Source organism: Streptomyces mauvecolor (assembly GCF_039532965.1).
Lineage (GTDB): Bacteria > Actinomycetota > Actinomycetes > Streptomycetales > Streptomycetaceae > Streptomyces > Streptomyces violascens.
Genome location: NZ_BAAASQ010000032.1, coordinates 16295 through 38888, shown reverse-complemented (window position 1 = coordinate 38888; position 22594 = coordinate 16295). Strand labels below are relative to the sequence as shown.

19 protein-coding genes are annotated in these 22594 nt (G+C 68.1%); 10 read left to right on the top strand and 9 right to left on the bottom strand.

The annotated features are described in order from the left end of the window. Positions 1–533: 533 nt before the first annotated feature. On the top strand, positions 534–1796 hold the full coding sequence (locus tag ABD346_RS32865; RefSeq protein ID WP_344379941.1) for a flagellin N-terminal helical domain-containing protein: 1263 nt from the start codon (positions 534–536) through the stop codon (positions 1794–1796). Between the two features lie 146 nt (positions 1797–1942). Here the strand turns inward: ABD346_RS32865 and ABD346_RS32860 are convergent, their stop codons facing one another. From ABD346_RS32860 to ABD346_RS32850, 3 genes are all read right to left on the bottom strand, one after another. Continuing rightward, complete coding sequence (locus ABD346_RS32860) at positions 1943–2362, bottom strand: hypothetical protein (RefSeq protein WP_344379939.1); 420 nt, start codon at positions 2360–2362, stop codon at positions 1943–1945. Further along, positions 2313–3230: an IS5 family transposase gene (locus tag ABD346_RS32855; RefSeq protein ID WP_344379989.1), complete on the bottom strand. Its 918-nt coding sequence runs from the start codon at positions 3228–3230 to the stop codon at positions 2313–2315. The genes ABD346_RS32860 and ABD346_RS32855 overlap by 50 nt, the downstream gene beginning before the upstream one ends. 112 nt (positions 3231–3342) lie before the next feature. Beyond that, positions 3343–4806 (bottom strand): NF041680 family putative transposase, encoded by a 1464-nt coding sequence (locus ABD346_RS32850; RefSeq protein ID WP_344379937.1) that lies wholly within the window; start codon positions 4804–4806, stop codon positions 3343–3345. Between the two features lie 730 nt (positions 4807–5536). On the opposite strand from ABD346_RS32850, the gene ABD346_RS32845 reads away from it, so the two are divergent. The 3 genes from ABD346_RS32845 to ABD346_RS32835 all read left to right on the top strand — a co-directional run bounded on the left by ABD346_RS32845 (position 5537) and on the right by ABD346_RS32835 (position 8767). Beyond that, on the top strand, positions 5537–6931 hold the full coding sequence (locus ABD346_RS32845) for a S41 family peptidase (protein ID WP_344379935.1): 1395 nt from the start codon (positions 5537–5539) through the stop codon (positions 6929–6931). A gap of 148 nt (positions 6932–7079) precedes the next feature. Next, positions 7080–7718: a DUF998 domain-containing protein gene (locus ABD346_RS32840; protein WP_344379933.1), complete on the top strand. Its 639-nt coding sequence runs from the start codon at positions 7080–7082 to the stop codon at positions 7716–7718. A gap of 485 nt (positions 7719–8203) precedes the next feature. Then, positions 8204–8767 (top strand): hypothetical protein, encoded by a 564-nt coding sequence (locus ABD346_RS32835; protein WP_344379931.1) that lies wholly within the window; start codon positions 8204–8206, stop codon positions 8765–8767. A 142-nt stretch (positions 8768–8909) separates the two neighbouring features. Here ABD346_RS32835 and ABD346_RS32830 read toward each other — a convergent pair whose 3' ends face one another. Both ABD346_RS32830 and ABD346_RS32825 read right to left on the bottom strand, forming a co-directional pair. Further along, the gene (locus ABD346_RS32830; RefSeq protein ID WP_344379929.1) at positions 8910–9155 is read right to left on the bottom strand and encodes a hypothetical protein; all 246 of its coding nucleotides are present in this window, start codon (positions 9153–9155) and stop codon (positions 8910–8912) included. A gap of 701 nt (positions 9156–9856) precedes the next feature. After that, positions 9857–10111, bottom strand: a complete 255-nt coding sequence (locus ABD346_RS32825; RefSeq protein WP_344379927.1) for a hypothetical protein — start codon at positions 10109–10111, stop codon at positions 9857–9859. Positions 10112–10929: 818 nt separating this feature from the next. Between ABD346_RS32825 and ABD346_RS32820 the strand changes: the two genes are divergently transcribed. The 3 genes from ABD346_RS32820 to ABD346_RS32810 all read left to right on the top strand — a co-directional run bounded on the left by ABD346_RS32820 (position 10930) and on the right by ABD346_RS32810 (position 14764). Continuing rightward, positions 10930–12603 (top strand): M4 family metallopeptidase, encoded by a 1674-nt coding sequence (locus ABD346_RS32820; protein WP_344379925.1) that lies wholly within the window; start codon positions 10930–10932, stop codon positions 12601–12603. Positions 12604–12862: 259 nt separating this feature from the next. Continuing rightward, positions 12863–13402 carry an RICIN domain-containing protein gene (locus ABD346_RS32815; protein WP_344379923.1) on the top strand — a complete coding sequence of 180 codons (540 nt, stop codon included), beginning with the start codon at positions 12863–12865 and terminating at the stop codon, positions 13400–13402. A gap of 282 nt (positions 13403–13684) precedes the next feature. Continuing rightward, positions 13685–14764, top strand: coding sequence for an amidohydrolase family protein (locus ABD346_RS32810; protein ID WP_344379921.1), 1080 nt, complete (start codon positions 13685–13687; stop codon positions 14762–14764). Positions 14765–14982: 218 nt separating this feature from the next. Here ABD346_RS32810 and ABD346_RS32805 read toward each other — a convergent pair whose 3' ends face one another. The 4 genes from ABD346_RS32805 to ABD346_RS32790 all read right to left on the bottom strand — a co-directional run bounded on the left by ABD346_RS32805 (position 14983) and on the right by ABD346_RS32790 (position 19406). Next, positions 14983–15699, bottom strand: a complete 717-nt coding sequence (locus ABD346_RS32805; protein WP_344379919.1) for a hypothetical protein — start codon at positions 15697–15699, stop codon at positions 14983–14985. 625 nt (positions 15700–16324) lie between these two features. Beyond that, on the bottom strand, positions 16325–16795 hold the full coding sequence (locus ABD346_RS32800; protein ID WP_344379917.1) for a DIP1984 family protein: 471 nt from the start codon (positions 16793–16795) through the stop codon (positions 16325–16327). A 233-nt stretch (positions 16796–17028) separates the two neighbouring features. Continuing rightward, positions 17029–17601 (bottom strand): GNAT family N-acetyltransferase, encoded by a 573-nt coding sequence (locus ABD346_RS32795; RefSeq protein WP_344379915.1) that lies wholly within the window; start codon positions 17599–17601, stop codon positions 17029–17031. A gap of 254 nt (positions 17602–17855) precedes the next feature. Continuing rightward, on the bottom strand, positions 17856–19406 hold the full coding sequence (locus tag ABD346_RS32790) for an isocitrate lyase/phosphoenolpyruvate mutase family protein (RefSeq protein ID WP_344379913.1): 1551 nt from the start codon (positions 19404–19406) through the stop codon (positions 17856–17858). A 65-nt stretch (positions 19407–19471) separates the two neighbouring features. Between ABD346_RS32790 and ABD346_RS32785 the strand changes: the two genes are divergently transcribed. The 3 genes from ABD346_RS32785 to ABD346_RS32775 all read left to right on the top strand — a co-directional run bounded on the left by ABD346_RS32785 (position 19472) and on the right by ABD346_RS32775 (position 22467). Next, entirely contained in the window at positions 19472–20146 is a 675-nt protein-coding gene (locus ABD346_RS32785; protein WP_344379911.1) for an ArsR/SmtB family transcription factor, read from the top strand. Between the two features lie 268 nt (positions 20147–20414). Further along, on the top strand, positions 20415–20681 hold the full coding sequence (locus ABD346_RS32780; protein WP_344379909.1) for a hypothetical protein: 267 nt from the start codon (positions 20415–20417) through the stop codon (positions 20679–20681). A 1402-nt stretch (positions 20682–22083) separates the two neighbouring features. Next, on the top strand, positions 22084–22467 hold the full coding sequence (locus tag ABD346_RS32775) for a beta/gamma crystallin domain-containing protein (protein ID WP_344379907.1): 384 nt from the start codon (positions 22084–22086) through the stop codon (positions 22465–22467). Positions 22468–22594 lie beyond the last annotated feature (127 nt).

Sequence of the window (22594 nt, the reverse complement as noted above, 5' to 3'; positions counted from 1 at the left end):
CCGCGCCCGGATCGCCTGATCGCCGCGCGGCTTCCTCCGGGCAGTGCCACTCTGCCCGCTGGCAGAAGGCATTGACGGGACAGTCCTGCACGCCCCGGCCGACCGAGCAGCGGACGCGCTCGCCCCCGTCGGACGAGCGTAGTGACTCCAGAACTCCAGCAAGCATATCGCGTCGGACCGAGACAGGACCGGGGCCATCGTGCGCTCCCTCCGGTGCATGAACTGCCCTTCCTGCGCGGGAATTTGCACGATGGCCTGCCCTTGTTCAGAGAGCGACTACCCGCATCAAGCCTGAGTGGGTGTTCTGCGACGGCTCGTGGATGTCGTGGTGATCATGGGTGGTGCTCGCGGAAACCTGGGTAGACCTCACCCTCACGGTCGACGTGCAGCTCTCCCCCGCGGCGTCGGATATTGGTCAGGCTTCCGGCTGGCGGCCGGTTTTGCCCTATCGCTCTCTGTAGCTGATCGGCTTCGCTTAGCACACGCGCTCCGGCGAGTGGACGGAGCGCAGTCGCCGACTTCAAGGGGTACTCGTGACCAGCAGCGAAGAAGAGTCGAGCGGGCAGCCTGTTGCCGTCCGTGCAGCGGACGCGATCGCTTTCATCCAGACCACTGAGGGATGGCTCAATGAAGTGACCAGTGTTCTTCAGCGGATGCGGGTGCTGTCGATCCAGTCCGCAAACGGCACCTACAGCGAGGAGGACCGGTCTGCGATCCAGATCGAGGTCGACCAGCTGATGGACGAGATCGACCGTGTCGCGGACCAGGCCGGTTTCGACCGGATGAAGACGCTGCGCGTGCACGTGGGGGCGAACACCAACGAGGCGTTGGCGGTGAACATCTTCGCCGTCGGCGTCCAGCACCTCTTCGCGGGTGAGGCCGCCGTACCTGCCGATCAGGGCGCAGCCGCTCCGGCCGATCAGCAAGGCGGGGCGGCCGCGGTGGGGCCGGTGAACGTCATGTCGGCGATCGACGCCAATTCGTCCATCGCGAAGGTCGATGCTGCGATCAGGTCCGTCACGGACCAGCGGTCGAACCTGGGGGCGTTCTCGAACCGACTGGAGTCCGCGATCCGCCGCGGCAGCGCAGGCTCCGCCACGCACGCCGCCGGCAAGCTGCTGGAGGCCATCGGCGCCGAGGCTCAGCGGGTGGCGGACAAGTCCGCGGGGCAGGCATCTGCGGAGCTGGTGGAACTCGCCCGCGCCTACGCCCGCATCATCGAACCCGAGTCGCTCAACAGCCTCGGAAACTTCTGGCAGGCACTGGGCAACAAGCCCCGCTCAGCCAGCGCGGAGTCCGCCTCGGGGTCGGCTGCACCGGCAAGCAGGAACATGATCACCGGCACGTCACAGGCGGACGTCGCCGTGCTCGTTGTGCCGGCCGATAGGGGAGGCTTCGAAGGCACCTTCTCCCGCGACGGGCAAACAAGGGTGTCTGCCGCGGATGCCCGCGCCCGGCTGCTGGACGCCATCGGCCGGGAAGCCCAGCTCGTCGCCGAATCTCCCGGACAGGCAGCCACCCCGCTCACCGAACTCGCCCGCGCCTACGCCCTGGTGGCCACCAACACCGCGGTGTTCGCCGTGCCCGCCGTCCCCGCTCATGCCGGGGAAGGGCGCCACAGCATCAGCCTCGTGGCTCACGTCCCCACCAACGGGTTCTACGTCGTACCCACCGACGCAGATCTCATCAACAAGGACCAGGACATGAGTTTCAGCCCGATCACGGGGACGATGAAGCCCGTCGAGGGCTTCTTCGATGTCAGGAGCCAGCCCCCGACGACTGAGGCACAGTCCTGACCCTGCCGTACACCGGCGGTCCCACCCGGTCAGTCGGGAGGGACCGCCGAACCCTCATCATCCGGGTGCACGGGGACCTTGGCGGACCGAAGCAAGACCGCTAGCAGCACCGTTCCTGCTGAGCAGACACGGAACTGCGTCGGTGCTCAGCCCGGCTCGGCTGTCGAGGACGGCGTCGGCCGGGACAGGGTGAACAGGCCGGGTTCGGCCTCGGCAAGGATGTCGCGGCCGACCAGGCGTTTCAGCTTGGCGCGGACGCTCTCGGCGTGCCGTGGTTCGGTACCGATGCCGAGCATCTCGCAGACCTCTTTCGCGCGGAGCCCGTGCCCGGCCTGCTCGAAGGCGGCGAGGACCTCCCGGTAACCAGGCGGCAGCGGTTCGGGCGGCTCGATGCCGTCCTCAGCGGCCAGTTCCAGCATCGTCTCGCGGGTGATGTCCATGCGTTCCAGGGCGCGTTCGGCAGCGGCGAGTTGCTCGGCGAGGAGTGCGATCTGCTCACGCAGCTGTCCGGCCGTCTCACGTACCAGCTGCTGCCGGGCCTCGATCTTGTCCAGGAGGTGCTTCATCCGTGTTCCTGCTGGATAGAGGTGAAGGGTGCCCGGCGGGCGGGTCGCGCCAGGTCGCAGTGGTGGTGCGGGTGAGGCGGTGGAGCATGACGTCGGTCATGGACCAGTGGATCCAGGCCACCGAACTGGCCGGCCTGGTCTCGTAGTCACGCACGAGACGTCTGTGCAGCATGAGGGTGCCGAGCGTCTGCTCGACCACCCACCGCTTGGGCTGCGGAGTGAACCCGCGTGCTCCGGGCTCGCGGTGGACGATCTCGACGTCAATGCCGAGGCGGGCGCCGTGCTCCACGACGGCCTCCTTGAACCCGGCGTCCACCCACGCCTTCGTCGCCGTCGGCGCGGTCGCGGTGACCTTGTCCAGCAGGGCGATGCCGATGGCGTTGTCGTGCACGCTGGCGGCGACCACGATCACGGCAATGACCAGACCGATGACGTCGGTGGCGATGCCTCTTTTCCGGCCCGGGCTCCTCTTGCCCGGATCCAGCCCGGTCGTCTCCCGCGGCGCGTTGACCGAGGCCCGCACAGTCTGCGAGTCCAGAACCACGGCTGTGGGGTCCTCGCGCCGCCGACGCATCTCCCGGGCCTGCCAGCGCAGCAGATCGTGGACGGTCTCGGCGGTGCCGTCGTCACGCCAGAGCCCGAAGTAGTAGTACACCGCGCTTGTGCGCGGCAGGTCATGGGGCAGGTAGCGCCACTGGCAGCCGGTCCGGGCCTGGTACAGCAGCGCGTTCACGATCTCCCGCATCGCGTACTGGCCCTCGTGCCCGCTGACCGACGGATGCTTTGCCTTCCACGCGGTGATGACCGGCCGGATCAGCTCCCACGCTTCATCCGACAGGTCGCTCGGGTACGGCTCACGTCCGTCCACGCCCATCAGGGCACCGCGTTCCGGGTCGGTGGTGAAGCCCTCGAACCGGACAATCAGCCGCAAGGACTATGAGGACCGCTGAACCTCACAGAACACCCACTGAGCTTGTTTTTTATGGTTTGCGGGCTTTGAGCTGGTTACGTTCAGCGATGGACTCGGGGCGTCTGGTCGATTTGCCCACGTCGTAACGGGTGGCGGGCCGCCAGTTCTTGGAGCCAAGTGGGCGTCCTGGTCCTGGAGTTGATGGTTTGGGTGCACGGGCCGGGCAGTGCAGGTGGGGGCGGAGGTTCCTGAACCCGCGGCGGACGCGGGCCGGGGTGAGTCGTGCGGGCTCGGCCGGCTTCTCCCAGGGGCGGCGGAGGTCGGCCGCGGCCTCGCGGGTGAGGCGGAGCTGGGTGTGCGCGGCGATGACGATCCATGTCCACCGGTCCGCCGCCTCGGGAGTCCGGAGCCTGGGACGCGTCCAGCCGAGCGTCTGCTTTCCAAAGCGGAAGGTGTGTTCAAGATCGAATCTGCGAAGGAATGCCTGCCAGCGCAGGTCGACGTCTTCGCTGGTCAGGCCGGTCTTCGAGGACCAGAGCCACAGAGGCAGCGGCTCACGGTCACCGGGCAGGTGGTCGACCTTCAGCCGGATCAGGGTGCCTTCGATGATGGGGAGTTCACCGTCGTGGTCGATCCACGCGGAGCGGGTGGTGAGGCGGGGGTGGATGCGGTCCCAGGCCATCGCCCGCGTGGTGCCGTAGCGGTCGGTGACCTGCACGGTTTCGGTGTCCGGCTCGCCCCAGGTGTCGGGCTTGGAGAAGCGGAACTCCTTGCCGTGTTTGGGATAGCGGCCGCCCAAGGGGTGGGCCAGGTCCCACTCCTTGTGGGAGGGCGCCGGGCGGCGCATGACCCGGTCTGAGCGCATCCTGCCGAGGACCTCGATGGGTAGTCCGTCGAGGAGGTAGGCCATGCGCGGGGCGTCGTAGCCGGCGTCGAAGACGACCAGGATGTCGTCGTCACCGGCTTCCCACTGCCCCTGGTCGATCAGGTCGGTGACGACGCGGCGGACCTGGGCGGCGGTGACCTCGGCGGCGGCGTCGTCGGGGCCGAGGCGGACCGCGTCGAGCAACTGGCACCACGACGTGCGGCCGGTCTCCAGGGCTGCGACGAAGGAGTACGGCCAGCCGGGGATGAACTGGTCGCTGGAGCGTCCCGAGCGGCCGTAGACGTGGCAGAACAGGCGGTCCGGGCTGGTCGGCGCGTCGGGCCGCAGCCACGCGGAGACATCGACGGCCAGGACCAGGCGCCCGTCGGCGGCCTGGGGCTGGGGCAGCACGGCCAGAGCCCTGCGCAACCGGTTCACGTCGATGCGGCCCTGGTTGAGAGCGTCGTACATGGCGCCGTGCCCTCGCCGGTGCTCGGCCAGCAGTGTCAGATCGACCGGCGAAGTCACCGGCCTGTCCTCACACAGCATCGCGTCCGTGAGCTCGAACAGGGTGTCACCACGTCGAGTCAGACAGGCGTAGAAGTCCTCCCGAAAGTGGGACGTGAAGTCGAATGCCTCGTCCCGGGTGTCGTACTGCAGCAGACTCACTCCTGCGGCCTTCGTATGAGTGCGGTTCTGTGACGGAACGCATGCTCATGCGGAGGCCGTCCGCATGTCCGGCGAACTCCCTGGTGAGTGACACAGTTCGGGACGTCGTTCGAGTTCACACCATAAAAAACAAGCTGAGAGCCGGGCACACACCCGTGCTCGGGTACTGCCGCACCCGGCACCCACACGCCCCCGTCGGCCACAGACGCCAGGGGGGTCCGCCACAGCCGACGGGGCTGTCCCGAGGAGGACCGCAGGACGGGATCGACGCTGTGGGGAGGATGCGCCGCGTGCCACTCTGCTCCAAACGTGCAGAGCTGCAGGGGCCCGCGCGGGCTCGATTCCCGTCTGTTCGCTGCGTGCATCGGCCTCCAGACACAGCGTTCGCGAAATCACCCGATTGGCGATTGCAGAGCTGGCATCGCAGCGGCGGACAAGGGTGCGCTCGTGAGGGCTGGAGGCACAACCGTGACGGGCCCCCTCGGTTGGAGAAGAAGTGGTGGTTGCGGCCTGCGGATGATGGTCGACCCCATCCGCCCCTCCAGCATGCGAGGGTCTCCCGCGTCCGGGCTCCAGACGTCCTCTCGGAGTGTCCGGCACCAGAGTCCGCTGTGCGGCGGATACGGGGGCTACCCCTACGACGATCTTCTGGCCAGTCGGGTGGCCCGGACGGGCCTGCGCCGGAGATCGTGGTTCTGCCGAGAAGGTCGCGCACGGGGAAGGCAAGATCATGCGAACGGGGAGTTCTCCCACCAGGGCATTCACAGCCGTCATAGCGCTGGCTCTCGCGAGCGGGGCCGCACTGGGCGCCTCCCCCGCTGAAGCTGCCCAGCAGCCAGACCTAAACGGCGTCTGGCGTATGGACGGATACGGCACCGTGCTGTCGTTCCAGCAGGGAACGCTCGACGAATACCAGACCACCGGCGTCAGCTGCCTCAAGGGCGAGAGCGCACAGCGCTCCGGTCCGACGACGTTCGAGACCCGTGGCGGGCAGACCGTTTTCCGTGTCAGGCCCGGGACCACCCACGACCACGCCGCGCTGCACATCGACGGATCCGTCGGCGACCGTGGTCTGCGGCGGATCGCCGCGCTGCCCGACGCCTGCCGACACACTGCGGACAGCGGTCCCGTCGCCACGTTCGACACCTTCTGGCAGACCTTCGAGGAGAACTACCCCTTCTTTGCCGCCAAGCACATCGACTGGCACGCGGTGCGCGACGAGTACCGGCCCAAGGTGCACCCAGGTATGGACGACGACCAGCTCTTCGCCATCTTCCGTGACATGGTGGCGCCGCTGTACGACGGTCACGTGGTCGTCTCGGACGGTGGTCACCGCTTCTTCGGCCAGGGCCGTCCCGGCACTGTGGTGCCCGGTCCGGGCCTGGACACGCAGATCAAAGCGTACGTCCAGCGTCGCGACCTGGGAACCGGACGTACGCTTCAGGAGTACGCGAGCGGCAGGATCAGCTACGCCGACCTCCCCGGCGGGCAGGGGTATCTGCGGATCTCCGCATTCAGCGGGCTGGCCGGGCCCGGTGCCACGTACGCCGCCGATCGGGCCGAACTGGACAAGGCCCTGGACGGGATCTTCACCAGTCGGCGCACCGCCCACCTACGGGGACTGATCCTTGACCTGCGGATCAACGGCGGAGGCTCAGACGACCTCGGCCTGCGCGTCGCCGAACGCCTCACCGACCGCCCCTACTTCGCCTACGCCAAGCGCGTCCGTAACGACCCCGCCGACCCGAGCCGTCACACCACCCCGCAGCCTGTGTACGTCCGGCCCTCCCCGACCCCCCGCTACACCGGGCCGGTCGCGGTGCTGACCGGCGGCTCCACCTTCAGCGCCGGCGAGACCTTCACACAGGCCCTCATGGACCGGCCCGGCCCCACGGTCCGGGTCGGCCAGCCCACCCAGGGCCTCTTCTCCGACGCCCTGGAACGCACCCTCCCCAACGGCTGGACCTTCTCTCTGCCGAACGAGGAATTCCTGACCCGGGCGGGCAAGACCTTCGACGGCAAGGGAATTCCCCCGCAATACGGCGAACCGGTCTTCACCCAGGAAGAGTTCGACAAGCAGCGGGACTCGGCGTTCGACAGGGCTGTGGCACTGATGAATACCTGAAGGCCTGAAACGGTGCAGAGGGCGGCGGCCTCCCATGAGCGGCTGTCCGCACGGGATCCGCGTAACGGAAGGTGGATAGGTGAGAGTCCGGGTCACGGAAGGTGGACTGATGAGAGTCCGGATCGGATACTCGGCATGGATTGTGGGCGTGGTTCAGTTCTTCGTCATCCACGTCATCGCCGAGTCGGCTTGGGCCAGACCGTACAGCTGGGCGCGGAACAACATCAGCGACTTGGGCAACGCGCACTGCGCACTTCAGTCAGAGCCCGAGCCACGGTATGTCTGTTCCCCCGAACACAGCCTCATGAATGGTTCGTTCGTCGTCCTGGGAGTGCTGCTCGTTGCCGGCGCCGCCCTGACCGGCGGTGCCCTGTGGCGCAGAGGCCGGACCGCTGCCGTGTCCCGTCTGCTGCTGGCCTGCGCCGGCGCGGGATTCGTGCTGGCCGGTCTGGCGCCTTCCGACCTCGACGAGAACCAGCATGCCCTGGGCGCCCTCCTCATCATGGCAGCGGGCAACATCGGCCTCGTCCTGACAGGGTTCGGCCTGGCGGAACACGTTGCGGCCCCCATGCGGTGGGGCACCAGCCTGCTGGGCGTCACAGCGATCACGGCCTTCGGACTGTTCCTCTCCCAGCACTACCTCGGCCTCGGAATGGGAGGCATGGAACGAGTTGCCGCTTTCCCTCTCCTGCTCTGGGTACTGGCCGTCGGCATCCGCGGCCTCATCCGTCGCGCAGATCGTCTGCACCAGGGGGTGCCGACAGAACATCTGAGCCACGTTGACTGAGGGATCAGATGCGATCAGATCAGATCCCGGATGGCTGCCCGGGAAGCTGTGAGGACAGCCGGGATTCGTAGAACACTGCGGTCAATTGGACGGGCTGGTGCTTCAACCTGGTTGTTCTGCACTGGAATTCATCGATGTCGGCCGGGACTGTGACGTAATCCGTCTACACGCCGACAGACCCTGCCGTCCCAAGGCACCGATCACCGGACAGCCACCGCGGGGTGGGCGGTGAGCCGGCGCAGCACACCGGGACCCGTCCACTCAACTCGGCGGTTCGCCCAGGGGCAGCCGACGGACATGCGTGGTCGGGGCCACCGGAGAACTTCACGACGAGCCACCGCACGGCTCGCAGCCGAGGCGCTTCATACCCGGGAGAGCCTCCGCCGCACGGCGGAGGCGGACCCTGCTGGCGAACGATGCCTGGGCGCATGGGCGTTGACGATGATCTAGAGGTCTTCCGACGCCCCTGCCGAACGGAGCCTCACATGCTGACCAGAACCCTGCGTGCCACCGCACTCCTCGCCCTCGTGGTCGCCGTCACCGCGCCGGTCGCCGTCGCAGCGCCCGCCCCGACCGCCCCGCCCGCGCGGGAGAGCACCACCGTCTCATCGCTCAAGGGTGACGCGCGCATGGACTACGCCGTCGCGGATCAAGAAGTACGCGTGTCCGTCGACGCCCACTCCACCTACGGCGTGGGCAGCATCCCGCAGCGCTCCTGGGGCACCTTCCGCATCTCGCACGCCCAGGACGGCAAGCTCTACTGGGGCGAGTTCCAGGTCGACTGCCTCACCACCGGTGGCCCCACCGCGACCGTCACCGGACGCCTGGTCCGCACCAGCCCCGGGCATCCCTGGCTCACCACTCTGGACCCCCACACCCGCATGGGCGTGAGCTTCTACATACCGGAGACCGGACAGGCCCGTATCGGGCTCTCCGGAGCCACGAAGAAGGGAGACCCGCTGCTCACCAAGTGCATGGCACCCGCCGCCGACGCGAAGGTGGTCGACGGCGGATACGCCCTGCACGACCACAGCAAGCAAGCCGGTTGAGCACGGACAGGCGCACCCATGAACGGAAACTCCCATGCGCCCACGGGGCCTTGCCGTAGCCCCGGCGGCCGCCTGGGCGTGCTGTCCCGGGACCTTGGCCGGTCCCGGGGCCCGGGTGCGCTGCGCTGGGCGGCGCCAGTCGTTACTCGTCGGTGCACATGACGGCGTCCGGGCTGATCTGTACGGGCCGGGCGCCAGGGATGCAGTCGCGGCGGATGTACCGGCCTTGGGCACAGGTGTAGAACCCGTGTTCTCCGACGGCCATGGTCCCTTCCCGCTCGCAGGACCCGAAGGGCGTTGGGTGGGGCCTTGCGGCGCTCGGGCCGGACAGGGGGATGACGGCTGCACCGGCCAGGAGCAGGGCGGTGAGGATCGAGCGGACACGCATCGGATTTCTCCCGTTCTCGTGGGGTAAGGGGTGCGTGCCCGGTCTAACGTGCGGTGATCGCGGACGCACCGGGACGCACCGGGAGGCTCGGCGGTCCCACCCAAAAGGGCGCGCGCCCTTGCTGTCTCCCGATCGGACAGGTCCGCGCACTTCGCTCACCGCGCACCGCAGACCTGTGCTGCACACGCTGGTGAACGCCCCTGGACGCCCGCGACAGCGGCCCGGTACGTGATGGGCAAGCCTGCCGGGTGGGGCTACCGCCTGGACAACGACCGCGAGGCCGGTACCACCGCAGTGACCGTGCTCCTGACCCGGGCCGCCCCGGCCGACGGCAGCCGCCGTATCAGCCCCCGCCCGGCGGCCAGGGCCATCGGGGCCTCAGCCCGCTTCTGTCCGACGAGGCTCGCCACGCGCCGGGGGTGAGGACCTGTTCCGGGAGGTGACCGCGCTGGGAGCCGTCTCCTGCAGTACCGACACCGATCACGAGGATGACGGTCGCCCTCGTTGGGCCCTGACCGAACTCGTCGGGTGAGCCGACGTCATCGCTTGGCCGCGAGAATTGGTCGCGCGTCAAGAGATGGCTGTTGCGGGGAAGTAGCCCCGCGCCCTCACGACACCCTCACGAGAGCCGCCGCTGAACGGCGCCAAATCTTTTACGGCGGTGGCACATGACCGGGTGGAAGCCCACCAGGTTCGGGGAATCAGGGTTCTCCACCCGGAAGATCCTGGCGAGCTTCAATGGAGTGCTCCAGCCTGGGATCGAGTCGACCCTCCGGAATCAGATCGGCGATCCTCGGCAGGACCGTATTCGGGACCGGGTAGACGTTGTACATCCACACATCGTCGCCGCGGTCGAAGTACCCGCGAACCTTAGCGATGTCCTCACGGTCCAGCACGGCGATCTCGACCCGCTCATGGTCACTGCGCCAGGCCACGAGGTCCCATGCGACGTTCATCCCCTCATGGAATGGATACGGCTTACTCACTGTCGGCCTCCCCCCAGGTCGGATCGGGTGCCACCAAACTAGCCGAGGTGGTCAGCGGCCTGATCGTCGGACTGCGGATCCATCAGTCTTGGCTATTGCTCGCCGCATTGCGGGGTGCACGGCTCGACTGACCAGCTGCGGGGGCTTCGAGCCGATCGGGGCTGTGCCCGGGGCTGCTCGACTCTGCGGTGGTGGTGGCGGTGGGGCTGCCACGGTGTCTTTGCCGGAAGAAAACTGCAGGCACGGGAAATCCGCGGCTCGGAGACATGGAGAAGAGCTCCAAACCCAGGCGGCCGAGTTGGCACTCCGGCTGCCGAAGGCGCGAGCGAATCCGTCGCGGTTGGAGATCACGCGGGAGACCGTCACGCAGGTACGGGCGGAACTGCCCGCTCCGCATGCCTTCCACCCGCCGGGCAACCGCGCGGCCGAGACCCTGGTCGACCCCGTGGGCCCGCATGAGGACCGGTGTCGGTGACGGAGACGCGGCCAGCACCCAGCACCCCGCCCGACCGTCGCACTCGGCCAGGGGAACGATCGGAGTCGAGGGCGCACCGATCAACGCGCGCAGGACGGCGGTGCAGGGCCCGCCGCATCCTGCCCCGCGTGCGGCCGAGACGCATTCCGGCCACAAGGGTCCTGCATTCTGGCATCAACTCCCCCTGCAACCCCATGCGTTGCCGGACACCCAGAAAAGGCTGTGGACAGCCTATGGACAGTGAGTTGTCATGCCCCCTTAAATCTGAGACGGCATCAGCAGCACACCTGAGCCGCCCCCTCAGAGGAGACCGATGAGACCGAACCGGAGAACATCGCGCCTCACCACCGCCAGCGTGGCCGTCACGGCCGCCACCCTGCTCGCCGCCGCCTTCCCCACCGGCGCGTCCGCCGCGAGCGCCCCCCAGACACAAACCGGGACACGGGCCGCGCACCCGACACCCGACCGCGCCACCGCCATCCGCAACGCGAACGCCGCAAGCGCCGCGCACGCCGCCCAGCTCGCGCTCACCGCCGCCCAGCAGACCTCGGTACGCGATGTGATCGTCGACGCCGACGGCAGCCAGCACGTGCGGTACGACCGCACCTTCCGCCAACTGCCCGTCCTCGGCGGCGACTTCGTGGTGCACCTCACGCCCGCCGGTGGCTACCGCGGCGCCGACCGGGCGGTGACGAACGACCTCTCCGTGCCCAGCACCACTCCCGAGGTCTCCGCGCCGAAGGCCGCCGACCTCGCCTCCGCCGAGCTGCGCGCAGCCCACCGCGGCGCACTCAAGCAGCTGAAAGCCGAGCCGCAGCTCGTCATTGACGCCCTGCACGGCACGCCCAAGCTCGCCTGGCGCACCCAGACCGCGGCCAAGGACTCCCTCGGCAACCCGGTCGCCCGGGTCGTGCTGACCGACGCCCGCACCGGCGCCCGCATCGACGCCTGGGACTCCATCGAGACCGTGACGGGCGACGGGCAGTCCCTCTACAGCGGCACCGTTCCGCTGGAGACAACCCAGTCGGGCTCGACGTACCAGCTCAAGGACCCCACGCGCGGCAACACGTACACGGGTGACGCACAGAACAAGACCGACCTGTGCTTCTTCGGGATCTGCTTCGTGCGGGCGCCCGCCGTGTTGTTCACGGACGCCGACAACCACTGGGGCAACGGCACGAACTCCGACCGGGCGACGGCCGGCGTCGATGCCCAGTACGGCACCAACACCACCTGGGACTACTACAAGAACGTCCATGGGCGGACCGGCATAGGCGGCGACGGCAAAGGCTCGTACAACCGCGTCCACTACGGCAGCAACTACAACAACGCCTTCTGGGACGACAGTTGCTTCTGCATGACCTACGGGGACGGCGACGGCACCACGTTCGGGCCGTTGGTCGCCCTCGACGTGGCCGGGCACGAGATGTCGCACGGCGTCACCTCCAAGACCGCGGCCCTGACCTACTCCGGTGAGTCCGGCGGCCTCAACGAGGCCACCAGCGACATCATGGGCACCCTCGTCGAGTGGTACGCGAACAACAGCTCCGACAAGGGCGACTACCTCATCGGCGAAGAGATAGTGAAGCCCGGCTTCGGCAAGCCCGCGCTGCGCTTCATGGACAAGCCGTCCACCGACGGCAACTCCGCGGACTGCTGGAGCTCGGGGGTCGGCAACCTCGACGTCCACTACTCCTCGGGCGTCGCCAACCACTTCGCGTACCTGCTGTCGGAAGGCAGCGGCGCGAAGGTGATCAACGGCGTGTCCTACAACAGCCCGACCTGCAACGGAAGTTCAGTCTCGGGCATCGGCCACGACAAGCTCGGCAAGATCTGGTACCGGGCGCTGACCGTCTACATGACGTCCTCCACCAACTACGCGGCCGCCCGCACGGCGACCCTGAACGCGGCGAAGGACCTGTACGGCGCGGGCAGCGCCGAGCAGAACGCGGTCGCCGCCGCTTGGTCAGCGGTCTCCGTCAACTAGCGTCTGCACCAGCCCCGCCCGCCCGTGCGCCGCGGCCCGCCCGGCCGGCGCACGGGCGGCCCTCCCTGGCCTCCGAACCACGTGCACGCACCACCCCAGATCACCCGGTCCACAACCTTCGCGATGACGGCGCGCGCTCTGGTGGACAGAGGCTCCCACATCATCCCTTAGGGGTGTTTCACGATGAAGTCCCTTTTCGAGCGGCGCGCCCCGCGAGAACCTGCACTCAAGCCTCGAAGGCCGTCAGACAGGGGAACTCGTGAATCCACGCAACCGACTCGCCGTGCTCGCGGCGGTACTCGCCGCCACCTTCGCGGCGATCACGCCCGGCGCCGGGGCGGCCGAACCACGGGCTCGTGCGGAATCGACCCTGGCGGTCGGCCCGTTCCAGGTCAGGAACCAGGGCACGGGCCGCTGCATGGGGATGCCGGCCGGTGACGACCGGATGCGGGTGTGGAACTGCACCACGGAGGCGTACCAGCTCTGGGACCTGGTCCCCGACGGCCGGGGCCGGTATCACATGGCGACCCGCAGGGACGGCCGCTGCCTCGCGGGCTACGCCCGGGGCCCGGTCGGCTGGGCGACCTGGCTGTCGAACTGCGACCGCGGCTTCACCAACGAGGACCAGCTCTGGTACGTAGACCCGGCGGATTCGGCCGGCCCAGGACGCATCGCGAACCTCTTCGGCCGTGTGCTTGAACCCGACCGGGGCTGGGGCGGCGCGAACGAGTCGCCGGTCGTCACCCACGACAACGAGGACCTGCCGAATCAGAAGTGGACGCTCAGCTACAACCCGTGACAACCGGTTTGTACGCTCTCCTCGGCGAGGCCTTCGCCGCCAAAGGGCCTTCTCCCAGGTGGGCCCCAAGGACAAGTTGTCCTTCAACGCCTTTGCTTTCAGGGTGAGTTGGGTGTGCTTCATCCGAAATCAGATGCGAGTGACGCCCGCCCCATTGACACCAACGCAACCCATGCATCACAGCCCCCAAGGCTCATGTGGCCGAACCAACGTGGTCCGCCCTTGTTCCCGGGTCACGACAGACAACTGTGGCAACCGGAGGTCACCATCGTCATGTCACGGATGGGCAGGCGCCTCGGCGCGGCCGCTGCGGTACTGACGGCGGTGGCCGTCGTCGCGTCGCAGGCGGGGGCGGGTTCGGCGGTGGCGGGGACGGGGTGCTTCGACCGGGCGAGAGAGCCCTACACCTCGCAGGTCGACAGCCATCTGCACTTCCGCCCGTTCGGCGGGCAGGCAATTCCGTTCGAGGAACTCACCGGGTATCTGCACAAGAGCGGTGTCCGGCACGCGAGCATGTACGGCATCGGGCAGACGCTGCCGACGAACTCCAACTGCATGTACTACCTGGACTGTCCCGGCACGCCCGTGGTGCCGAGCATGAAGAACGACTTCGCCAACGCCGAGAACTACGTGGAGACGCATCCCAAGGACCCCGAACTCACGGTCTCCATGACCTTCATGGACCTGAACCACCCGGAGACCATCCCACCCGGGATCACCGTCTACGACAAGGAGTACCCGGGGGTGTTCCGGTGGGCCGGGGAAGTCAACCTCGTCAAGCAGGCGCTGTTCCCCAACCACCACACGCCCGCAACGAGTGAGAACATCAAGAACTGGGCGCCGTTCATGAAGGTGCTGCGGGACCGCGGGATCCCGATCACCATCCACTCGGATCTCGGGAGCGACGCGGACCAGACGAAGTATCTCCATCTGATGGAGGAGACCCTTCGGCTGTATCCGGAGAACAAGCTCGTGTGGGCGCACATGGGCCTGTCGAAAGAGCTCACCGCCATGGACCCCGACCGGCACATCGGGATCATGACGAGACTCCTGGACGAGAACCCCAACCTCACTCTGGACCTCAGCTGGCGCGTACTGGAGGACAACTACTTCAGCAGGCCGGGAGCCAGGCAGAAATACGCCGCGTTCCTCGACCGGTACCCGACCAGGGCCATCCCCGGAACGGACTTCGTGGCCTCCCGCGACAAGGACTACGGCGTCTACGAACAAGAACTCGAGGTCACCAGCCGGATCAACACGGCACTGGACGACCGGGCCTTCCGCGACATCGCCCTCGGAGAGAACTACTACCGGCTCCTCGGCCTCAAGGAGAGCGCACCGAAACTGTGCAGAGCGGAGTGACGGAGGCCGGTGACCCCGCCTCCGGACAGCCGGGCGGATGAACAGGTGCCGGATCGGACACACAGACGGCACTCAGGAGGACAACGGCACAGTGGACGCCGTCAGCTCCGGACAACTCACGCTGAGACCTTCGCCGATCCGTGGAAACCGCCCCCCTCGGTCAGGAGATCCGAGGGGGGGCGGCGACTACCGCACTTCACGACACCCTCAGCCCGGGCTCAACTGCCCAAGGGCCGGTATGCCGAGTTGGTACGGTCGAGGGTCCAACCTCCGCCTCCAGGGCGGCAGTTCAGCGCGGTGTCGGCTGTGCGCGACGCGTTGGTGCCGGTGTTGAAGTTGACATTGGGACTGTTGGGCAGGAGGCCCATGTAGTACTGCCCGCTCGACGTCCACACACACTGGTGCACGTTGAGGTACCGGTTGTCGGCCAGATCGAACGACTCGACCGCGGAGTTGGCCAGGAGCAGCCGCCAGCCGCCCCCACCAGGGCCACAGTTCAGCTTCGTATCTGCCGTGTCGGAGATGTTGGTACCGGTGTTGAAGTTGACGTTCGGGGTGTTCGGGAGCACGGCTGTGTAGTGCTGCCCGGGAGAGAAGTACACGCACTGATGCACGTTCAGGTAGCGACCGGCAGTGAGGTCGAAGGCCTTCACCGCAGAGTTGGCGGGCGCCGGCCTCCAGCCCCCGTCCCCCGGGCCGCAGGAGAGCGCGCTGTCCGGCGTGCTGGAGACGTTCGTCCCCGTATTGAAGGCGTTATTCGCCGTGTTCGGGAGCACGTTCGTGTAGTGCCCGCCGCTGCCGACGTAGACGCACTGGTGGAGGTTCAGATATCGCCCGGCCGGCCGTGTCCCTGGCTGCTCTGCCACAGCGGTGCTTCCCAGGGTCAGGCCGATGGCTCCTGCAACTGCTGCTGCGAGAACGGAAAACCTGTGCATGGCACGCTCCTCCCGAACCGACGAACCGCCCATCGGGGCATGTACTCGCCAAGCTACTGACGCGAAGCCCAGAGGTGTGCGCGAGCACACAAAACGTACCTCGTACGGCCTAATCGCCCGGATGTCAGTGAGGTTGCCGTATCAAAGCGAGTCAGACGGTGGCTTCGCAGCGGGCGGCGTGGGGCGAGCAGTTCGCCGCGGTCGATCCGGGATCCGGACTGCGGCTCGGCCGCATGGGGATGGACAGTCGACCGGCAGCGCCATCGCATCGGCCCGAATTCGTTGCTGGGCGACGGGACATCGCTGACGGAGACCGTGCCCCGGAATAGGGCACCGGCTTGCCGGACGCAGCTCTCCGGCACTGCAGGGGCCTGCATACGAGCCCTGGTGTTGCGATGTGGAAACCCCGAACCCGCCCTCACTGCCCCGGATCTGCACGTGGTGATGTGCTGTGCGATGTGCACCTTTACCTGTACGCGGTGCTGAGCTGCACTGTTGATGGGGAGTCGAACCCCCGCGTTGCTCTTCACGCGCCACAGGTGGGCCGGAAAAACCGCCGACCCTCGGTGTGTGCACGCCTCCGAAGCAGCTACCTGCTCCACATCGTCCTGACCTGCCGGACTGCTCAGTCCAGCAGATCGGCCTCCCAGTTCGTACGCTGGATGCGCACATCGACCTCCCGGATCTCGCGGGCGAGTGCATCCGCCTGGGCGCGCAGTTCCGCGACCGGAAGCGCGGAGAGCATCATCAGCTCGGAGCGAAGCTGCCGGCCGTATCCGCGATCGCCTGTACCCGCTGCCGCGTCCGCCGCCGCGGTGACCACCGAGTGGCGCAGCCGCAGGACATCGCGGCGCGCGAGGGCGTCGGTGAGCGTGCCGTCCTCGCCCATCTCCACCGTGGCATTGGTCCGGTTGATCCGCCGGATCAGCGTTTCGAGGGTGTCCAGCACCTCACCGGCCTCGGCCAGCAACTGGGCCGCGTCCTCGGCGGGCGTCTCCCCCTCCTGGTACCGCGCGCTGCTGACGACGCGCGCTCGCAACTGCTCCGCACGACGCGTCGCCTCCGCACGTTCTGCCAGTGCCTCAGCAAGCTTCATTGCCGCCGCCTCCCATCTCCCTTGAGCTCGCACGAGTATACGAGTGCAAACCCGCTCATACGCACCGGTTTTTGATCCCCTGAAGCCCGGCACGGCCACTGCCGAGGCATCCCTCGACATCACCCGCAGCCGCCTCGGCTCTCACCCGCCAAGGCGTCCTCACACAACCCGGGCGAGACCGCTACCGGAAACAGACTTGATGCCTCTGAACACAACGTGGTGGTTCGGAGCCCTCAGCGGGCCGGAATCGGCACGGCCGATGGCGGCCACTCCCGCCTGATCAGCCCGAACACCCACGAGTCCGACACCTCACCATTCACGACGCAGTCTTCCCGCAAGGTCCCCTCACGCACGAATCCGATTTTCTCCAGCACCCGGGCAGACGCCACGTTGCGCGTATCGGTCTCGGCCTGCACTCGATTCAGGTCCAGTGTGTCGAATGCCCACCGCAGCACGGCGTACGCGGCCTCCGTCGCGTAGCCGTGACCCCACACCGCCTCGTCGAGGACGTAGCCCAACGACGCGCTGCGGTAGTCCGGGTTCCATCCGGTCAGGCCGCACCAGCCGACGAAGGCCCCGTCGGAGGTCCGGTCGATGGCCACCCGCGCCCCGGTGCCTTCGTCCGCCATCGTCCGGCACATCGCGAGGAAGCGCTCGGCACGGGTCCGGTCGGTCCACGGCGGGGAGTCCCAGTAGCGCATCACACAGGTGCTGCTGTGCAGCGCGTAGAGGGGGCCCGCGTCGGCATCGGTGAAGGGGCGCAGTCGCAGGCGGTCGGTGTGCAGTACGGGGGTGGCCAAGGTCATGCGAGCCATGCTGCGTCCTCATGGGGCGGGCAGACCACCCAATATCCGCCCCTGGTCCGGTCATCACGACCCAGGCATCGCCTACCAGCAGGTCGTGTACGCCTTCGACCCGCACTCCGACCAGGCATTCAGAGCATGCGAACGGTCACGACTGCTCGGCCTGCCCACCGGCGACCCAGACATGGAATGGCCGCCAGCCCGCACGCGGCGGGGAATGACCGGCAGCCGGCCACCGATCCGGGCGGCTCGGTACCTCAGGCGGAACTCCATGACGCCCCGTCAGGCACCGCCAGTGCCTGTACGTCCGAGTAGGAGACGGCTGTGCAGTCCACGGGCCGACCGGCGCGCAAGTCCGCAGCGGTCGCCATGGCCGCGGCCAGGGCTCTGCGGTAGAGCAGCGAGCCGACGCTGACCCTGCGCACGCCCAGCACCGCCAAGTCGTCCACAGTGAGGCCGTCCGGCATGTACAAGATGTTGAGCGGGACCACGAGAGCTGCCGTCAGGGCGGCGATCTTGTCCCGATCCGACAGCCCTGGCACGAACACCCCGTCCGCACCGGCCTGTTCGTAGACAGCGAGACGCTCCGCAGTCCCCTCCTCCTGGCGCCCCAGCCAGTAGGTGTCCGTACGGGCATTGACGAACAGCGCGGGCGCGGCGGCCTTGATGGCGGAGATCTTCGCGGCGTGCAGTTCCGCGGAGGCGAGGGTGCCGTCCGCACGGCCGTCTTCGAGGTTGATGCCCGAGGCACCCGCCTCGTACAACCTCCGGGCCAGCTCCGCCACTTCCGCCGGGTTGTCGCTGAAGCCCCCTTCGGCATCGACGGTGAACAGGAAGGAGCCCTGTCCGAGCCGGCGGGCCAGAGCCACCGTAGCCTCGGCGGTCGCACCCGCACCGTCCGGCAGTCCGGCGGCCGCGGCCACGCCCAGGCTTGTGGTGCCGATCGCCGGAAAGCCCTGCGCCGCCAGGGCGGCCGCGGAGGCGTAGTCCCAGGCATTGGGCAGCAGCAGCGGGGCGGCCTGATGGTGCAGGCGGGCGAAGGCGGTGAGCGGACGCTGGAGCAGCCCGTCGGCCAGCGAGAGTGCGTGAGCCCGGCCGGGACAGACGCGCGGCGGTGCGCCGAAGGTGAGGGGCACGGCGTGCGAGCGATTGGCCGTCGCAAGGTCGAGGAGCACCGTATCGCCCTCGGCGATGTGTCGGCCTGCGATCCGGGTGGCACGTACGGCGACCCGGCGCATGGACCGTACCGGGGGGTCCTCCCGGAGTACCCGGGCCAGTGGGGCATCACCGCGGTCGGCCGCGGCCTCGACCAGTGCGGTTGTCGCGTCGCATGCCTGGACGAGCACCCCGATGTGGTTGGCGGCGGCCTCCAGGGCGGCTTCATCAGCCGGGTCCGGCGCCAGTCGCGCCACCAATCGGGCCACCGCCTCGTCCGCCGCCGTGTCGCCACCGCCGAAATAGGCTCCGGCCACCACGATCACCGCCTCCGTTACCACCCCGGGCTCAGGCATCCCCAGTGCTTCGGCGAGGGCACGTACGACCCGTGTCCGGATGTCTCCTGCCGGAGCCGCGGCCACTGCCTGCCGCAGCGAGGCGGGCTCCAGCCGAGCAAGTTCGGCTTCGACCAGGGCCCTCCGCCGCCGATGCGGTTCCCCGGAGCAGAACCGGGCCACAGTGGCGCGCAGCCAGGTGACACTCGCCCCAGCCGGACCTTCGTCGCCGGCTGGCAGCTCGGGGGCCAGCGCCGGGTCGGCGAGTGCCGCCCGCACCTCCGCCCAGCGGTCGAACTCATGCAGCGTGTGCGTCATGGCCCTGACCCTAGGGCCGGAACAGTTCGGCGTCGCCCGAACCGTTCCGGCGGCATCATGGACCCATGTCACCGCTCGCAGAGACCGCCGGCCTGCTCGCCGACCGCACCCGCGCCGCCTTCTGCCAGGCCCTGCTCGACGGTCGGGCCTGGACCGCCGGCGAGCTCGCCCGGCACGCCGGGGTCCGGCCCTCCACCGCCAGCGAGCAGCTCTCCCGCCTCATCGAAGGCGGGCTGTTGAGTGAGGAGCGCCAGGGTCGACATCGCTATGTCCGGCTGGCCGGCCCGGAGGCGGCCGTCCTGATCGAAACCCTCGCCGCGTTCGCCCCGGACGCCGCCAGCCCGCGGAACCTGCGCCAGTCGGTGCAGCTCAGCGCCGAGGCAAGGGCCCGTACTTGCTACGACCACCTCGCGGGGCAACTCGGCGTGGCTCTGGCCGACGCAATGATCAGCCGGAGCCTGGTCGCCGACGACTCAGGGCTCGCCGTCACGCCGACGGGCCGCACCTGGCTGGCCAATGCTCTGGGGTACGAACATCCCGCGAGCTCTCGACGGCCCTTGGTACGCAGTTGCCTGGACTGGACGGAGCGTCGGCCTCATCTGGCCGGAGCGCTGGGCGCAGCCCTGTGCGCGACGGCGCTGGAGAGACAGTGGGTGCGGCGGGTCGGTTCCGGGCGCGCGGTCAAGGTAACCCCGCTGGGGAGCCAGATGTTGCGGGAGCTGCTGGGAGTGAAGGTCTAGGGCGCGCCTCGCGCGATCTGCTCACCCGCCCGGAGAACACCATCGCCCCAATGGCCAGGCTTTCGGTATCTCCCGCAACCACAATCCACCCATACGTCCCCGAGCTCGATGGCAGCCGCCGGGCCGTGCCGGACGCTGCAGGGAACTCGCCAATCCGGCCTCGCCTGCGACATTCGGGGGAAGGCCGCCGCCCGTGCCAGGCACAGGCGATTAGCCCCAACTAATTTCCTTGGCAAGGGAGTTCTCCGCGTCCGTAAATCCTGACTCGATGAAGAAACGCGTGCATTTCACCGACCAGGTTGTGCGGTTCCGTGACTGCATGCCGGCCGCGGACCGGGAGAAGTTCCTGCGTCTCGTCGACAGGATCGCGGCTGAGCCTGAAGGGCCCCGTCACCACCTTGCCTATAGGAGCGACACGGTGACGCGCGCGGACTGGGAAGACCGCGTAATGGTCCACTACGTCGTGACGTCGTTCTTCGTGGTCGTCATCGAGGCTGGCATCTACGACGCGTCGCGTGGCTTCAACGAGGTGTAGTCCGCGACGAGAGTGCCCCGACTGCCGGTGGGGCCTTCGTCGTGGGCGCGAGTCCTGCGCGGCCGGTGCGGACGTTCAGGTAATTCGGTGCAGGCCGCGATTCCGTGAATCCCCGGGCTGCAGTCCCGCCGTTCCGCAGGGGTGTCCGGGGCGAGCGTGCCTTGAGGGGCCTGCACTACCGCCCTGAGCGGAGACCAGGCGAATTCACACGACAGTTGCCCGCCAGCTCCGCGATCATTGGTTGATGGCCAGAAGACCGGACCTTCTCAGCATGAGCATCACGTGCCCTCCACCCGACGAAGGCGGCGTGAGGTCCGCCCGATCGTCAATGGCCGGGATCCTCTGACCGATGTGGTCCCGGGTGGGGTGGGAGGCTCCCGCTACCCGAGAGTCGGTCCCAGGGAACTGCTGAGCCAGGACGGGCCGTTGCATGCCACGGCACCCGATCACGAGAGCGCGTTCATCATCAGCCTGTCCGACACCCTGCAGGCAGCCCTGGCCACTGCCTGCCGCGGCGGTTTGACCGAAGCCGCCCGGGCGTGGTCCGAGACGGACGAGCATCGAGGGATCACCGCTGACACGGCCCTCCATGTGTTGGTCCCCCTGTCCGGGCTGGCCGACCGCGCCGGTTCCGGACAGCGACGCCTGTAATGCGGGGGGGGCTCTGTGAACGGAAACAGTGACGGTGACCGCACCCCCACAGGTCGCTGAACGGAACGGTCAAGGAAGACGTGATAGTGCACCCGGGTCCCGAGTGCCAAGACCGGTCAGGGCCCCGCGACAGCACACCCGACCTGGTCCAAGGTTTCGCCGCTCGCATCACCACCGCACTGGCCTCACTAGACACTGGCCATGGACCTATCTGGTCACAGACGCCCTGACACGACTCGAAGCCCTCCCCAACCCCTGCTGACCAGGAACTTCCCGGCCACCACGAGCAGCCTCACCCCACCGGAGCCGTGGAACCCGGCGCCCACCCGACGCGACGGCCGAGCCACCAACTTGTCCGAACAACGGAACCACGACGCCGCAGACCCGAAGAGGAGCCGTCAGCAAGCCGACGACCCCGCGCTAAAGATCGAGGCCAGCACCAGGCTAGGACGAATCCAGGACGGACCAAGGATGCCCGCCCGTAGCGTCATGGTCCGGCAGTCGGGGCAACGGCTCGAAGCCGAGGCCGACGACATTCGCCGCGAGTCCGGAGGTCCCACCAGCACAAGAGAACGGCCAACTGCCCCGGTAAGGGGCACCAGCGACGGGGGCGCGGTGAGTCGATGACGCAGCAGGAACTCTCGACACCGCTCAATGAAGCCTTCGCCAAGCGGCCGCGACGATTTGGTCAAGTCGAGGTCCGCGCGGACAACCGTTCCGCCATGCCGTATCGGAAGGGAAAGGACGCCCAATGCCCATACTCGGAAAGCCCAAGCGCGCGATGATGAAGAAGGCTGCGCAGCTGACGGCGGGAGTCGTAGCCAGCTGCGGTCTGATGCTGGCCGCGCCGACCGCGGCGCACGCCAACTCCGGGCCCGCTTCCCAGGTCATCAGGCCCAACGCCACCACCCCCCACTGCGGCCTCGCCGTGGAAGTGCATTTCTCCAACGGTAATCACACATGTGTCACCACCAATGGGATGCACTACGTCTCTTACAATTCCGTGGACTGGGTACAGACCGGCAACCAGTGGGTGGCGCTGGTCTACAACGGCGACAGTTACCAGCCGGGGATGCCGCCCGGGAGCACTTGGTCCAAGGGCAGCTCCATTAGCCGGATCGACGTCAACACGTGACGATGTCCGCACAGCCCGGGTGCGCGTCCCATCGGCAATCAGATTGTGTGGCTGATCGCGTCGTCGAGTGATCCGGTCGTGCCCGGCGCACAGCTCGGGGCCCCTGCCCCGAGCTACCCGGCATTCT